Annotated in this window: 13 protein-coding genes and 1 pseudogene; 4 read left to right on the top strand and 10 right to left on the bottom strand. The window is 67.9% G+C overall.

Going from position 1 to position 14,241, the window contains the following annotated elements; all coding sequences use genetic code 11:
- Positions 1-96: 96 nt before the first annotated feature.
- Both QE379_RS07165 and QE379_RS07160 read right to left on the bottom strand, forming a co-directional pair.
- Positions 97-1,771, bottom strand: a pseudogene (locus QE379_RS07165) (amidohydrolase).
- Positions 1,772-2,000: 229 nt separating this feature from the next.
- Positions 2,001-2,444 carry an Lrp/AsnC family transcriptional regulator gene (locus QE379_RS07160; RefSeq protein ID WP_306999229.1) on the bottom strand — a complete coding sequence of 148 codons (444 nt, stop codon included), beginning with the start codon at positions 2,442-2,444 and terminating at the stop codon, positions 2,001-2,003.
- 127 nt (positions 2,445-2,571) lie between these two features.
- Between QE379_RS07160 and ald the strand changes: the two genes are divergently transcribed.
- Positions 2,572-3,678 (top strand): alanine dehydrogenase, encoded by a 1,107-nt coding sequence (gene ald / locus QE379_RS07155; protein ID WP_307003119.1) that lies wholly within the window; start codon positions 2,572-2,574, stop codon positions 3,676-3,678.
- Positions 3,679-4,082: 404 nt separating this feature from the next.
- Complete coding sequence (locus QE379_RS07150) at positions 4,083-4,295, top strand: DUF3072 domain-containing protein (protein ID WP_267434766.1); 213 nt, start codon at positions 4,083-4,085, stop codon at positions 4,293-4,295.
- Positions 4,296-4,299: 4 nt separating this feature from the next.
- Here the strand turns inward: QE379_RS07150 and QE379_RS07145 are convergent, their stop codons facing one another.
- From QE379_RS07145 to ccmC, 6 genes are all read right to left on the bottom strand, one after another.
- Positions 4,300-4,962, bottom strand: a complete 663-nt coding sequence (locus QE379_RS07145) for a hypothetical protein (protein ID WP_306999226.1) — start codon at positions 4,960-4,962, stop codon at positions 4,300-4,302.
- Positions 4,926-5,303 (bottom strand): cytochrome c-type biogenesis protein, encoded by a 378-nt coding sequence (locus QE379_RS07140; RefSeq protein WP_306999224.1) that lies wholly within the window; start codon positions 5,301-5,303, stop codon positions 4,926-4,928. Before QE379_RS07140 ends, QE379_RS07145 begins: the two co-directional genes overlap by 37 nt.
- Positions 5,300-5,827 (bottom strand): redoxin family protein, encoded by a 528-nt coding sequence (locus QE379_RS07135; protein ID WP_307003117.1) that lies wholly within the window; start codon positions 5,825-5,827, stop codon positions 5,300-5,302. Before QE379_RS07135 ends, QE379_RS07140 begins: the two co-directional genes overlap by 4 nt.
- Positions 5,824-7,758 (bottom strand): heme lyase CcmF/NrfE family subunit, encoded by a 1,935-nt coding sequence (locus tag QE379_RS07130; protein ID WP_306999222.1) that lies wholly within the window; start codon positions 7,756-7,758, stop codon positions 5,824-5,826. Before QE379_RS07130 ends, QE379_RS07135 begins: the two co-directional genes overlap by 4 nt.
- Positions 7,755-8,189, bottom strand: coding sequence for a cytochrome c maturation protein CcmE (gene ccmE, locus QE379_RS07125; RefSeq protein ID WP_219020567.1), 435 nt, complete (start codon positions 8,187-8,189; stop codon positions 7,755-7,757). Before ccmE ends, QE379_RS07130 begins: the two co-directional genes overlap by 4 nt.
- Positions 8,190-8,286: 97 nt before the next feature.
- Positions 8,287-9,012: a heme ABC transporter permease CcmC gene (gene ccmC / locus QE379_RS07120; protein WP_306999220.1), complete on the bottom strand. Its 726-nt coding sequence runs from the start codon at positions 9,010-9,012 to the stop codon at positions 8,287-8,289.
- A 265-nt stretch (positions 9,013-9,277) separates the two neighbouring features.
- Between ccmC and QE379_RS07115 the strand changes: the two genes are divergently transcribed.
- Entirely contained in the window at positions 9,278-11,341 is a 2,064-nt protein-coding gene (locus QE379_RS07115; protein ID WP_306999218.1) for a TonB-dependent receptor, read from the top strand.
- Between the two features lie 92 nt (positions 11,342-11,433).
- Here QE379_RS07115 and QE379_RS07110 read toward each other — a convergent pair whose 3' ends face one another.
- Positions 11,434-11,883 carry a MaoC family dehydratase gene (locus tag QE379_RS07110; RefSeq protein WP_306999216.1) on the bottom strand — a complete coding sequence of 150 codons (450 nt, stop codon included), beginning with the start codon at positions 11,881-11,883 and terminating at the stop codon, positions 11,434-11,436.
- Positions 11,880-13,733, bottom strand: coding sequence for an acetyl/propionyl/methylcrotonyl-CoA carboxylase subunit alpha (locus QE379_RS07105; protein WP_306999214.1), 1,854 nt, complete (start codon positions 13,731-13,733; stop codon positions 11,880-11,882). Before QE379_RS07105 ends, QE379_RS07110 begins: the two co-directional genes overlap by 4 nt.
- 132 nt (positions 13,734-13,865) lie before the next feature.
- Here QE379_RS07105 and QE379_RS07100 point away from each other — a divergent pair, with 132 nt between their 5' ends.
- Positions 13,866-14,222 (top strand): endonuclease domain-containing protein, encoded by a 357-nt coding sequence (locus tag QE379_RS07100; RefSeq protein WP_373461739.1) that lies wholly within the window; start codon positions 13,866-13,868, stop codon positions 14,220-14,222.
- The last annotated feature ends 19 nt before the right edge of the window (positions 14,223-14,241 follow it).

The raw sequence follows: 14,241 nt of genomic DNA, 5'->3' as shown, positions 1-14,241 counted from the left end.
GGCGATGATAGATGAAAATTGCCGCCAAATCATCAGGCGGTTGGCGAGCAGGTGTCCCGAAGCGCGACGCCCATGGTCATGGGGCGGCCTATAACATCACTTCCGCTCCCAGACCTTCTGCCCGCCGATCCAGGTTTCCTCTACCCGCGTCGCGCGCAACTCGCTGGGGTTGATGTCCAGCGGGTTGCGGTCGACGATGATGAAGTCCGCCTGCTGGCCCTGGCCCCAGTCGCCCGAACAGGTCCTCGGCAAAGGCCGCATAGGCACCGTCCATGGTGAAGGCGCGCCAGGCCGACTCGCGTCCGATGATCTCCTGTGGCTGCCACCCGCCATAGGGCTGGCCGTCCGGGCCTTGCCGTGTGATCGCCGCGGCCCAGCCCGCAAAGGGATCGGGGCTCTCGACCGGATAGTCCGACCCGAAGGTCAGCGTCGCGCCGTTCTTCAACATCGTGTTCCAGGCATAGGCCCCCGCCAGACGCGCCGGGCCCAGCCGCGCTTCCGCCATCTGGCGGTCACTGGTCTCGTGCACCGGCTGCATCGAGGCGACGATACCATGTTTGCCGAAGCGCGGCAGGTCGACCGGATCGACGATCTGCGCATGTTCGATCCGCCAGCGCCGGTCGCCCTTATAGGTTTCGGCCAGTTCGTCGATCGCGTCGAGCACCTGCGCATTGGCCTTGTCGCCGATCGCATGGACCGCGACCTGGTACTTGTCCATCGCCGCACGGCTCATCAGGTTGCGGATGACGTCGTCGGTCATGAAGCCCAGCCCCGACTGGCCCGGCGCATCGGCATAGGGCTGCTTCAGCCAAGCCCCCCGCGACCCCAGCGCGCCGTCGCCGTACAGCTTCACCCCGACCAGCCGCAGCTTGTTGTTATAAAGCCACGGCGTCGGCCCGGTGCCGCCGATCCGCACCGTATCGTCGATCCCGCCGCCATAGCTCATGATGCGGACCCGCAGATTTCCGGCATCGCCCATCCGGCGATAGGTCATCCATTCGTCCAGCGTCGTGCCCATATCGGCGGTCGCGGTGATGCCATGGCTGAGCAGTTCGTTCTGCGCCTTCAGGAAGGCGGTGTTGCGATCCTTGGCCAGCGGTTGCGGGATCGCCTTCTGGATCAGGCTCATCGCGGCGTCGACGAACACGCCGGAGGGCTGGCCGCCGATCTTCTCGATCCGGCCACCGGCGGGCGAGACGGTCTTGGCCGTGATCCCCGCCGCCTTCATCGCCGCGCTGTTCGCCCACAGCGCATGGCCATCGGCGCGCTCCATCACCACCGGGCGGTCGGCGGCGACGGCATCCAGGTCGGCGCTGGTGGGAAAGCGGCCCAGGCCCCAGCTTTCCTGGTTCCATCCGCCGCCCAGGATGACCTTGCGATCCGGATTGGCCGCGACATAGGCGGCGATCCGGCTGCGCGCTTCGTCCAGCGACCGGGTGGTCGACAGGTCGAGTTCGATCAGGCGAAAGCCCAGCCCCATCACATGCCCGTGCGAATCGACGAAACCGGGCAGCATCACCCGCCCCTTCATGTCCGCGCGCCAGTCCAGCTTCTCGGGGCGCTTGTCCTTGGCGGAGAGCAGCCGCACGACCTCTCCATCCGGGGTCAGCAGCAGTCCGGTGAACCGCACGACCTTGCCATCCTTGTCGAGCGTCAGGCCGGTGACATTGTCGACCAGCGCATCGGCGAAGGCAGGAGCGGGAGACAGCGCAACCGCCAGCGCGGCGAGAACGGTGGGAAGGACGCGGAAGGAGAAAGCCTGCTTTACCATGGGGTCATTCCCTATCGGGTGACGGGCTGGGTGGGAAGCGTGGGAGTATGCCGATCACTTTCGGTATTCCCCCCGGCTCCCCTGACGTCATCCCAGCCCCCTTCCGTCATCCCAGCGAAGGCTGGGATCTTCGGCAAGGGCACCGCTCCGATCGACAAAGGCCCCAGCCTGCGCTGGGGCGACGGATGATGAATGGGGATGATGAATGGCCGGGGCACCATGGGCGACCTCAAGACCGCCGCACCACCTCGCGGATCACGAAATGCGAGGCCAGCCGCGTCACCCCCGGCAAACGCGCCAGCGTTTCGCGGTGGATGCGCTCATAGCTGTCGTCGCGCCGGACCTCGACCTGGATCATATAATCCGCCTCGCCGCTCATCAGGAAGCATTCGACGATCTCGGGACAGCGCAGGATTTCGCGCTCGAACGCCGCCATCGTGTCCTGCCGCTGGTCCTTCAGCGTGACGTTGACCATCACGGTCGAGGGTCGCCCCCGCGCCTCGTGGCTCAGGATCGCGCGATAGCCGGTGATGACCCCCGCCTCGCGCAGTTGGGAAACCCGGCGATGCGCCGCGCTGGCGGACAGGCCGACCTTCTCCCCCAGCGCGGCGCTGGTCAGGTCGGAATCGCGGGCCAGTTGGGCCAGGATGCGGCGGTCGATGGCGTCGGACATTTCACCCCGGTACACCCGCCATCCACGCAAGGAAATCCTGATAAACAGGATTCACCGGGACCGCTTTGCACACCTCTCCCGCCCGATCGGCGCTATTGTCATGGCAATCGTCTTCACGGAGAGTCCCATGCGCGTCGGTGTGCCCAAGGAAATCAAGAACCACGAATATCGCGTCGGCCTGACCCCGCCGTCGGTCGCCGAACTGGTCGCCGCCGGGCATGAGGTCATCGTCGAGACCAAGGCCGGCAGCGGCATCGATTTCGAGGATCAGGACTATATCGACGCGGGCGCGCGCATCGTCGCCACCGCCGCCGAGGTGTTCGACCAGGCCGAGATGATCGTGAAGGTGAAGGAGCCGCAGGCGGTCGAGGTCGCGATGCTGCGTCCGCACCATGTGCTGTTCACCTATCTCCACCTCGCCGCCGACAAGCCGCAGGCCGAGGGACTGATGAAGTCGGGCGCGACCTGCATCGCCTATGAAACCGTCACGTCCCCGCGCGGCGGCGTGCCGCTGCTCAAGCCGATGTCGGAAGTCGCGGGCCGCATGGCGGTGCAGGTCGGCGCGCATTATCTGGAAAAGCAGCAGGGTGGCCGTGGCATCCTGCTCGGCGGCGTTCCGGGCGTCGCGCCTGCCAAGGTCGCGATCCTGGGCGGCGGCGTCTCGGGCGTGAACGCGGCACAGATGGCGGTCGGCCTGCGCGCCGATGTCACCATCTATGACATCAACAACGACCGTCTGGCCGAACTGGACATGTTCTTCTCCAGCCAGATCAAGACCGCCTATGCCTCCAAGGCGGCGATCGCGGCGGCGGTGAAGAATGCGCATCTGGTCATCGGCGCGGTGCTGGTGCCCGGTGCGGCCGCGCCGAAGCTGGTCACCCGCGACATGTTGAAGACGATGAAGCGCGGTTCGGTGATGGTCGACATCGCGATCGACCAGGGCGGCTGCTTCGAGACCAGCCATGCCACCACCCATCAGGACCCGGTGTTCGAGGTCGATGGCGTGATCCATTACTGCGTCGCCAACATGCCTGGCGCGGTCGCCCGCACCTCGACCTTCGCGCTGAACAACGCGACCCTGCCCTTCGCGGTGAAGCTGGCCAACATGGGAGCGGAAGCCGCGATGAAGGCTGATGCGCATCTGGCGAACGGCCTGAACGTCTCGGGCGGCAAGATCCGCCACGCGGCGGTCGCCGAAGCGCTCGACCTGCCGTTCGAGGCCTGGGCGGGCTAAACTCCGTTCGCACTGAGCGAAGTCGAAGTGCAAGCCACGGTGTCCGCCACGAGGGTGGCCCCGTGGCCTTCGACTTCGCTCAGGCCGGACGGCTGTTGGGATCGCCCACCCCCGTTCGCGCTGAGCAGAGTCGAAGCGCACGCCCGGACCTCCGCCACATGGGCAATCCCTGACCTCCGGTTTTATTTGACTGATCGGTGCGTGGGATAAGGTTCGCGCGGAGGCGCGGAGAGTTTACGTCCGGCCGACAGGCCAGTCCCTCATCGCCAGGGTGCGTCATGGCCTTCGGCCGAACGGCACCGATGGGTGCGTCTATCCCAAACCTCTCTGCGTCTCCGCGTCTCCGCGTGAACCAGTGAAACAAATCAAGAACATGAGAGTTGGTCCCGCGAAAGGAATTCGCGATGACCGACAATCCCAAGACCGAACCCTTCTCCAATGCCGAGAAGGACCCCGATGACTGGACGACCGGCGACGAACCGATGACCGGCGCGCAGGCGAGCTATCTGAAGACGCTGTCCGAGGAAGCGGGCGAAGGCTTCGACGAAACGTTGAGCAAGGCCGACGCCTCCAAGCGGATCGACGCGCTTCAGGCCAAGACCGGGCGGGGCCAGTAAGCCCTTATTGCCCCATCATCCGCATCGCCTGATCGAGCAGCATCACCCGCTGCTCGATCGCCGGGCGATAGGATGCGTCGGCGGGGGTCAGTTGCAGGGCGCGCCGCCACAACAGCCGGGCCCTGGCGAAATCCCCCGCCCGCATCCAGGCCAGCCCCTCGAAGAAGAACGGCACCGGGTCGTTCGCTCCCAGCGTCCGTGCCCGGCGGAATGCGAATAGCGCGGCGGGCGACATCTGATTGCGGTCATGTGCGAACAGGACATTGCCCAGTTCGGTCCAGTAGGGAACGCTGCGCGGATTGGCCCCGACCGCGCCCAGCATGATCTTCACCGCCGTCCGGCTGTCACCCGACCGCGCCAGCGCATCGGCGGCGGTGAACATCGCCGCCTCGCCGCCATAACGCCCCAGCAACTGCCCGCGCAGGTCGATCAACGCCTCATTGTCCGACTGCCGGTCGGACGGCGGCATGGGCGCGGCGGCGGGCAGGGTCGGCCTTCCCTGCCATGCATAGCCGACCCCGCCCAGCGCCAGCGCGGCCCCCAGCATCGTCCAGAGCGGCCTGGGGAAACGCAGCCAGAACGCCAGCCCAATCGCCGCCGCCGCGAGGCCGAGAAGCGTGAGCCAGCCCATCAGCGTGCCCGCCGAAAGCTGGAGCGCGCGATCCACGCGCCGACGCCCAACAACAGGATCGGCGTCGCCCATAGCAAGGCCGTCGCGCCCGACAGCGGCGGATCATAGCTGACATAATCGCCGTACCGTTCGATCAGCCAGTGGCGGATCGCCTCCGGGCTTTCCCCCTTAGCGATACGCTGGCGGACCAGTGCGCGCATATCCGCGGCCATGTCGGCATCGCTGTCGGCGATCGACTGGCCCTGACAGACGACGCAGCGCAATTCGCCCATCAAGGCGCGGGCCTGTGCCTCGGCGCGGGGGTCGGCAAGCTGGGTGTTGCCGTAATCGGGCGCGGTCGTGGCCGCCGCCAGCGCCAGGGCGAGGAACAGGCTCATCGCGCCGCCTCCACATCGCGGACGATCCGGTCGACCTGATCGGGGCGGATATCGCCGATATATTGCCGCACGATCCGCCCGCGCCCGTCGATCAGGAACGTCTCCGGCACCCCCGACGAGCCGAGCGACAGTTGCACCCGGCTGCGCGCGTCGTCGCCGATCGCGGCATAGGGATCCCCGTTGCGGCGCAGGAAGTCGGCGATGGCGGGTCCCTTGTCATGGATGGCGATGGCGTCGATCTCCACCCCCCTGGCCTTCAACGCCATGAGTTGCGGCGCCTCGGCGATGCAGGGGATGCACCAGCTCGCGAAGACGTTGAGCAGGCGCGGACGCCCCTTGCCGAAATCGCCGCTCGCCAGCCCCGGCTTGCCCGGCACCATCGGGTCGAGCCGGAAGTCGGGCAAGGGCTTGTCGACCAGTGTCGAAGGGACGGTGGTGTCGGACGGGCGCATCAACCCGCTCGCCACCACGACGAACAGGATGGCAAAGGCCGCCAGCGGCACCCAGATCAGCCACCGCCTCAGTCCCATAGCAACGCCCGTCGCCGCTGTTGCCAGCCCTTGAACCAGCGCCCGAACAGCGCCAGCGCCCCGCCCAGCGCGACCAGCGCGCCGCCCAGCCAGATCAACGTCACGAACGGCTTCCACCACAGCCGCAACTGCCAGCGACCGGTCGCCGCATCCTGCTGCCCCAGCACGGTATAGAGTTGCCCGTCCCAATGGGTGGCGATGGCGCTTTCGCTGGTGGTGGTCGGCGGATCGGTGAAGAAGCGCTGTTGCGGGCGCAGGGACTCCGCCGACCCGTCGCGCGTCGCGGTCAGCCGCGCCTCCAGCGCCGACCAGTTCGGTCCGATCGCCGGATAGATGCGGTCCAACTGCACCCGCCACGGTCCGACGATCGTGGCTTGCCCCGGATAGAGCGCGACCAGCCGCTCGGCGGTGAAGGCGCTGTCGCAGGCCATGCCGATCATGCTGACCCCGATCCCGACATGCGCGACGACCATACCCCAGATCGGCAAGGGCGTGCGCCGCCAGTTGCGCCGGGTGATCGGCAATATACTGGCAACGATCAGCCCGACACCGAAGGACAGGCCCAGGAGCGGCAACACCCCCACGCCCCCGGTCAGGGTCAGCACCAGCGCGAAAGTCCCCGCCGCCGCCACCATCGGCCAGAGCATCCGGATCAGCACAGCCTCCGCCTGATCCTGCCGCCAGCGCAACATCGGCCCGACCGCCATGACCGCGACCAGCGCCAGCGCGATCGGCCCCGCGGCGGCATGGAAGAAGGGTGGCCCGACCGACAATCGCACGCCGAACCCCGCCGCGACCAGCGGATAGAGCGTGCCGATCAGCACGATGCCCAGGATCACCGACAGCAACAGGTTGTTGACGACCAGCCCGCCCTCGCGGCTGACAAAGGCGAAGCTCCGCCCCGCCCTTACCTGCCCGATCCGCGCACCGAACAGGGCCAGCGCGCCGCCGATATAAAGACCCAGCAGCGCCAGGATGAACGCCCCGCGCCGGGGATCGACGGCGAAGGCATGGACGCTGGTCAAAATCCCCGAGCGCACGAGGAACGTCCCGATCATCGACATGGAGAATGCGACGACGGCCAACATCACCGTCCACGCCCGCAATCCGTCGCGCGCCGCCAGCACATTGACCGAATGGAGCAGCGCCGTCGCCGCCAGCCACGGCATCAGCGAGGCATTCTCGACCGGGTCCCAGAACCACCAGCCGCCCCAGCCCAATTCATAATAGGCCCAATAGGACCCCGCCGTGATCCCGATGGTCAGGAGCACCCAGGCCCCCAGCACCCAGGGCCGCATCGCACGGGCAAAGGCCGGGCTGACCTGCCCCGTCACCAGCGCGCCGACCGCGAAGGAGAAGGCGACCGACAGCCCGACATAGCCCGCATAGAGCGTGGGCGGGTGGAACGCCAAACCGGGGTCCTGCAACAGCGGATTGAGCCCCTGCCCCTCCACGGCGGCCGGATTCAACCGCGCGAACGGGTTGGAGGCGAACAGCAGGAAAGCATAGAAGCCCAGCGCGATCGCGCCCTGCGCCGCCAGCGTCGCTACATGCGTCGCCCGGTCGAGCGCGCGTTCCTTCCATGCCACCAGCGCGCCGCCCGCCCCCAGGATCGTGACCCAGAGCAGCATCGACCCTTCGTGATTGCCCCAGGCTCCGGCGAATTTGTAGATCCAGGGCTTGGCCGAATGGCTGTTTTCCGCGACCAGCCTGACCGACAGATCGGTGTTCAGGAACAGCGCGATCAGCGCCGCCATGGCGATGGCGACCAGCGCGCCCTGCACGATCGCGACCGGGCCGATCGCCGCCATCGCCTGCTCACCGGCGACATCCTTACGCCGCAGGCCAAGCACGCCCAGCAACAGTTGCAACCCCGCCAGCATCGCGGCGAACCAGAGCGCGGCAAGGCCCGCCTCGGCGATCATGGCTCCAGGCTCCGGCTCTCGTGCATATTGCCCGCCATCTCGGGGGGCATGTATTTCTCGTCATGCTTGGCGAGCAGATTGGTCGCGACGAAGCGGCCATCCGGCTGGAACTGCCCCTCGGCCACCACACCCGATTTCTCGCGGAACAGGTCCGGCGTGATCCCGGCGAAGGTCACGGGCGTCGTCGCCTTGCCATCGGTCACGACGAAGCGGACCGTCACGCCATCGGGCGCGCGGTGGACCGATCCCGCCTCGACCATCCCGCCCAGCCGTACCGCCCTGCCCAGCGGCAAGCCTTGCGCCTTCGCGTCCGAAGGCGTGTAGAAGAACGCCGCCTGGTCCTTCATCGCCGACATGGCGAGCAGCACCGCCGCGACGATCGCGGCCAGCGCCAGCAGCGCCAGCGTGAGACGTTGGGATTTGGGCGTCATTTCTCGGCGCGCTTCATCGCCAGATAGCTGATCAGGGTGAGCGCGCCTGCGCCGCCCAGCATGACCGCATAGGCCGCCGCCACGAACGCCATCTGGTTCATGCCCGCGCCATCCGCCGCATCCGCGCCTCGGCCTTGGCCTTGGCGAGCAGGGTGCGCATCCGCATCAGCACGATGGCGGCGAACAGGAAGGTGAAACCGGCCAGCGCGATGGGCAGCGGCCAGAGCAGCGACTTGTCGATACTGGAGCCGGTCAGCCCGATCGACTGGCCCTGGTGCAGCGTGTTCCACCACACGACCGAGTAACGGATCACCGGCAACAACGCGGTGCCCGCCAACCCGTACAGAGCCGGAATCCGCCCGTCCCCTCCCCGATCCGCATCGGCGCGGGCGAGCGCGATATAGCCCAGATAGACGAACAGAAGGAGCAGCATCGAGGTCAGCCGCCCGTCCCATTGCCACCACGTCCCCCAGGTCGGCCTCCCCCAGATCGACCCGGTGGCGAGGCACAGCGCGGCGAACACCGCCCCCGGCCAGGCGATGGCGCGGCCCGCGACCTGCGCCAGCGGATGCCGCCAGACGATCAGCGACAGGCTGGCGACGGCGATCCCGCTCCACCCGCCCATGCCCAGCCAGGCGGCGGGGACATGGATGTAGAGAATGCGTACCGTCTCCCCCTGAAGATAATCGGGGGGCGTCTGCGTCAGACCCGCCCAGACCGCGACGGCGATCAGCACGACGCCCGTCCCCAGGAAAATCCCGGTCAACGGACGAGCGATCTTCAGGAAACGCGCGGGGTTCGCAAGGGTGTGCAGGGTGGCCACGATGACAGGACTGTAAGGCCGTTTTTCGAGCGCGTCATCCGCCTTCTCCGTCCTTATTAAGCCCTTCCCGCAAGCGGGAGGGGTTTGGGGAGGGCATGGGGTCTCACGGAAACCGTCGCTTGTGGCCTACCCTCCCCCATCCCCTCCCGTTTACGGGAGGGGCGTGAAACTCATTAAGCGTTGAACCCGATAACATCCTGATTCGTCTTATCCTCGCGACACTCCTAGCAGGAGGCGCAAGGCGCAAAGGGACCATTACATCATCATGCCAGCCTTCCACCGCCTGCCCTTCCTCGCCCTCATGCTGACCCCCGCCCCCGTCTCTGCCCAAACCACCGAATCCGCCACCATCATCGTCACGGGCCGAGGCCTGGCGGACCAGCCCGGCGACCGCGCGCTGGACGTGGTGACGATCGACCGCGACCGGATCACGCAGAACGCCTCGCAGCGGCTGGAGAACGTCCTCTCCGATGTCGCGGGCCTTCAGCAGTTTCGCCGTTCGGACAGCCGCTCGGCGCATCCGACCTCGCAGGGGATCACCCTGCGTGGCCTTGGCGGCAATGCGTCGAGCCGGGCGCTGCTGGTGCTCGACGGCGTGCCGCAGGCCGATCCCTTTGGCGGCTGGGTGGTCTTCCCGGCCTATGCCACCGGGCGGCTGGGGCGCATCCGGGTGACGCGCGGCGGCGGATCGGGCTTTTGGGGCCCCGGCGCGCTGGCGGGCACGATCGAGATGGACAGTGCGACGCCCGACCAGCTCTCCCCGCTCGACGTGGCGCTATCCTATGGCAGCCGTGATTCGGTCGATGCGCAAGGTTCGGCCTCGCTGGCGCGCGAGGGCGGGTTCCTGACCCTGTCTGGCGCCTATGCGCGCGGCGACGGCTTCACCCCCATCGTCGAGGGACAAGGCGGGCCCGCCGACCGCCCCGCCCCTTACGAACAATATTCCGGCGCGGCGCGCGGCGTCATCGGCATCGCGCCTTCGACTGAGTTGCAGATGACCCTCGCCGCCTTTCACGACGCGCGCGATCGGGGGACCGACTTCACCGACAATCGCTCGGACGGCGCGGATGCCAGCATCAGGCTGGTCGGGCGCGGGGCATGGGGCTGGTCGGCGCTGGGCTATGTCCAGACACGCCAATTCGCCTCACGCTACGCCAGCGTGAACGCCGCGCGGACGGCGGCGACACTGACGCTCGACCAGTATAATGTCCCCGCGACCGGGCTCGGCGCGCGAGTGGAGGTGTCGCCGCCGCTGGGCGATGCCGTCACGCTGCGGCTGGGTGGCGATATCCGCGACACCAGCGGTCGGACACAGGAACTCTACACCTATGTCGCCGGGCTCCCCACGAGGCGGCGCGAGGCGGGCGGCGCGACGCGGACCATGGGGCTGTTCGCCGATGGCAGCGTCGAGGCAGGTGTCCTGACCGTCACCGCCGCCGCGCGGGTGGACGACTGGCGCATTCGGGGCGGAAAGCTGGACGAAAATATACTGGCGACCGGGGCGGTGCTGACCGACACCGATTTTGCGGATCGCTCGGGACAGGAGTTCACCGGGCGGCTCGGCGTCGCGGTGCGACCTGTCGAGCCATTGACCCTGCGCACCGCCGCCTATCGTGGGTGGCGGCTGCCGACGCTCAACGAACTGTACCGGCCGTTCCGCGCGGGAGCCGATGCGACCGCCGCCAATGCCGCGCTGAACCCCGAACATGTCGAGGGGGTGGAAGGCGGCTTCGACCTGACCCCGGCAAGGGGCTTGCGCCTGTCGGGGACGTATTTCCTCAACCGGCTGACCGATGCGATCGCCAATGTGACGATGGGGCGCGGACCGGGAACATTTCCCGGCGTCGGCTTCGTCGCGGCGAACGGCGTATATCGGATGCGGCAGAATCTCGACGCGATCCGCTCGCAGGGGTTCGAGCTGGAGGCGATTGCCAGCAGCGGACCGGTCAGCGCGCGCGCCTCCTGGTCGCATGTCAGCGCGCGGGTCGAGGCGTCCGGCATTGCCGCACCGCTCGATGGCCTGAGACCCGCGCAGACACCGCGCGACCAGCTATCGGCGACGCTGGCGGTCGAGCATCGCGGAGCGGCGCTGAGCGGGACCATGCGGCATATCGGTCGCCAGTTCGAGGATGACCAGAATAGCCGTACCCTCGCCCCCGCGACGACGCTGGACGCCTATGCGGCGGTGCCGGTCGTTCGCGGCTGGCTGATCGAGGCGCGGGCGGAGAACCTGGCCGATGCGCGGGTCGAGGCGACCTATAGCGGCGCGGGGCTGATCGAGCGGGCGACGCCCCGGACGTTGTGGATCGGGGTGCGGACGCGGTTGTGAGCAAAGGGGCGTGCACTTCGACTTCGCTCAGTGCGAACGGGGTTCAGTACCCCGCTCCGTTCAGCCCGAGCGAAGTCGAAGGCCACGCCCCGTCAGGCCCGCCGCTTCACCAACGCCGTTCGCAGACATCGGCACACCACCTCGTCGCGCTGGTTCAGCGCCTCATGCCGGAACGTCACCAGCCCCGCCCCCGGCCGCGACTGGCTCTCGCGCAAAGCCGTCACCTCGCTCGTCGCGCGCAGCGTGTCGCCCAGGAACACCGGCGCGGGCATGACCAGTTCGTCATAGCCCAGATTCGCGACCAGCGTCCCCAGCGTCGTCTCCCCCACCGACAGCCCGACCATCAACGAGAAGGTGAAGGTGCCGTTGACGAGGATCCGTCCGAACTCGCTGGCCTTCGCCGCCTCGGCATCGATGTGCAGCGGTTGCGGATTATGGGTCATGGTCGAGAAGAGCAGATTGTCCGTCTCGGTCACGGTGCGACGGATCGGATGGTCGATCCGGTCGCCGATCGTCCAGTCCTCGAAGACGCGCCCGCTCATGCCGCATCCTCCGCGACGATGCGGACCAGCGCAATACCCTCCGCCACCTGTCCGCCGGCTTCTGCCGTCAGGTCGGTGACGGTGCCGTCGAACGGCGCGGTCAGGACATGCTCCATCTTCATCGCCTCCAGCGTGACGAGCGGCTGGCCCGCGCTGACCGTCTGTCCCTCGCTGACCGCCACCGCGATGATGCGGCCGGGCATGGGCGACAGGATCGCGCCGTCCCCCGCCCCGCCCGCCGCAAGGCCATCCGCGCGCCAGCGGGTGAAGGACCAGCTTTGCCCGCCCTCGGAGATCAGCAGTTGTTCGGAAGGCGAAGGGGGCACCTCTCCCGCCTCGCTATAATCGACCGTGATCGGCTGGCCGTCGAGCAGAAAGCGCGCGGTCCGCCGGGGCGCGGCGTTGAGGCGGAAACCGGTGAGATCGTCCGCCCCGATCAGCGCCGCCGCCGCCTCGGCCAGCGCCTCTTCGGAGGGCTCGGTCGGTGGCATCAGCGCCTCGCCCTCGCGCGCGATCAGGCCGGTATCGACGCGGCCGCTGGCGAAGTCGGGATGGTCGAGCGCCTGCACGAGGAACCCGGCATTGGTGCGGACCGGCCAGATCACCGCCTCGTCCAGCGCATCGGCCAGCATTTCGCGGGCGTCGTCCCGGCTTTGCCCGTGCGCGATGACCTTGGCGATCATCGGGTCGTACCAGGGGGTGATCTCCGCGCCTTCCTCGACTCCCGTGTCGATACGGATCGCGGGGTCGTTCCCTAAGTCGAACACCTCCAGCGTGCCGATCGCGGGAAGGAAGCCCCTGGCCGGGTCTTCGGCATAAAGCCGCGCCTCGATGGCGTGGCCGTGGATGGAGAGGTCTCCCTGCGCCATCGGCAAGGGCTCGCCCGCCGCGACGCGGAGTTGCCACTCGACCAGATCGACACCGGTGATCGCCTCCGTGACGGGATGCTCGACCTGGAGCCGCGTGTTCATCTCCATGAACCACACCCGGTCGGCGCGAAGCCCCTCGGAGGCGTCGGCGATGAACTCGATGGTCCCTGCGCCGACATAGTCCACGGCCTGCGCGGCGCGGACGGCCGCAGCGCACACCGTCTCGCGGGTCGCCTCGTCCATACCGGGCGCGGGGGCTTCCTCGATCACCTTCTGGTGGCGGCGTTGCAGCGAGCAGTCGCGCTCGAACAGGTGGACGACCCGGCCATGGCGGTCGCCGAACACCTGCACCTCGATATGGCGGGGCGAGAGGATGTATTTCTCGATCAGCACCCGGTCGTCGCCGAACGAAGCCGCCGCCTCGCGACGGCAGGAGGCCAGCGCCTCGGCGAAAGCGGCGCGGTCGTCGACGCGGCGCATCCCCTTGCCCCCGCCCCCGGCGACCGCCTTGATGAGGACGGGATAGCCGACCGCATCCGCCTCGGCGGCGAGGCGGTCGGGGGACTGGTCCTCGCCCAGATAGCCGGGGGTGACCGGGACTCCGGCGGCGATCATCCGCGCCTTGGCGGCGTCCTTAAGGCCCATGGCGCGGATGCTGTCGGGGTTCGGCCCGACCCAGACCAGCCCGGCGGCGATCACCGCCTCGGCGAACCCGGCATTTTCAGAGAGGAAGCCATAGCCGGGATGGATCGCCTCCGCCCCGCTGTCCTTCGCGGCGGCGAGGATGCGATCGGCCACGAGATAGCTTTCCCGCGCCGGGGCCGGGCCGATCAGGATGGCTTCATCGGCCAAGCGGACGTGCAGGGCGTCCGCATCGGCTTCCGAATAGACCGCGACGGTGCGCAACCCCATCTCCCGCGCGGTGCGGATGATGCGGCAGGCGATCTCGCCACGATTGGCGATGAGGAGCGAATCAAACATGGCTTAATCCTCATTCCTCCCCAAGCTATGCTTGGGGAGGGGGACCATGGCGATAGCCATGGTGGAGGGGCGATGGGAATACCGACAAAGCCGGGCCGGACGGTTCGGAAAGCGCGAGGATTGCGACGCGAATTGACGCTGCCCGAGGTGGTTCTGTGGCGCGTCCTTCGCGAGCGTCCCGACGGCTTGCGGTTTCGTCGACAGCATCCGGCGTGGGCCTATGTGCTGGACTTCTACTGCCCGGCGGCGAGGCTGGCGGTCGAAGTGGATGGCGAGGTCCACGGGCGTGGTAATCGGCCGGAGCGGGATACTCGGCGCGACGCATTTTTGGGCGAGCATGGAGTGGCGGTTTTGCACATACCCGCTCGGGATGTGCTTCGCGATCTGGATAGCGTCGTGCGTTACATCGTCGCGCAGGCTCGCGACCGCTTGCCCCTCCACCGTCCTGCGGACGGTCCCCCTCCCCAAGCACAGCTTGGGGAGGAATAAGCGGCCTTCTTCATTCCTC

It is taken from the genome of Sphingomonas sp. SORGH_AS_0879, from assembly GCF_030819175.1.
Taxonomy (GTDB): Bacteria; Pseudomonadota; Alphaproteobacteria; order Sphingomonadales; family Sphingomonadaceae; genus Sphingomonas.
The sequence above is the reverse complement of the archived record's forward strand: the minus strand, read 5'-3'. Positions and strand labels throughout refer to the sequence as shown.

Bases quoted from the DNA above. Each gene is read 5' to 3' on its own strand.
- QE379_RS07160 (WP_306999229.1), bottom strand. From the start codon at position 2,444: ATGTCCGACGCCATCGACCGCCGCATCCTGGCCCAACTGGCCCGCGAT.
- ald (WP_307003119.1), top strand. From the start codon at position 2,572: ATGCGCGTCGGTGTGCCCAAGGAAATCAAGAACCACGAATATCGCGTC.
- QE379_RS07150 (WP_267434766.1), top strand. From the start codon at position 4,083: ATGACCGACAATCCCAAGACCGAACCCTTCTCCAATGCCGAGAAGGAC.
- QE379_RS07140 (WP_306999224.1), bottom strand. From the start codon at position 5,303: ATGAGCCTGTTCCTCGCCCTGGCGCTGGCGGCGGCCACGACCGCGCCC.
- QE379_RS07130 (WP_306999222.1), bottom strand. From the start codon at position 7,758: ATGATCGCCGAGGCGGGCCTTGCCGCGCTCTGGTTCGCCGCGATGCTG.
- ccmE (WP_219020567.1), bottom strand. From the start codon at position 8,189: ATGACGCCCAAATCCCAACGTCTCACGCTGGCGCTGCTGGCGCTGGCC.
- QE379_RS07115 (WP_306999218.1), top strand. From the start codon at position 9,278: ATGCCAGCCTTCCACCGCCTGCCCTTCCTCGCCCTCATGCTGACCCCC.
- QE379_RS07110 (WP_306999216.1), bottom strand. From the start codon at position 11,883: ATGAGCGGGCGCGTCTTCGAGGACTGGACGATCGGCGACCGGATCGAC.
- QE379_RS07105 (WP_306999214.1), bottom strand. From the start codon at position 13,733: ATGTTTGATTCGCTCCTCATCGCCAATCGTGGCGAGATCGCCTGCCGC.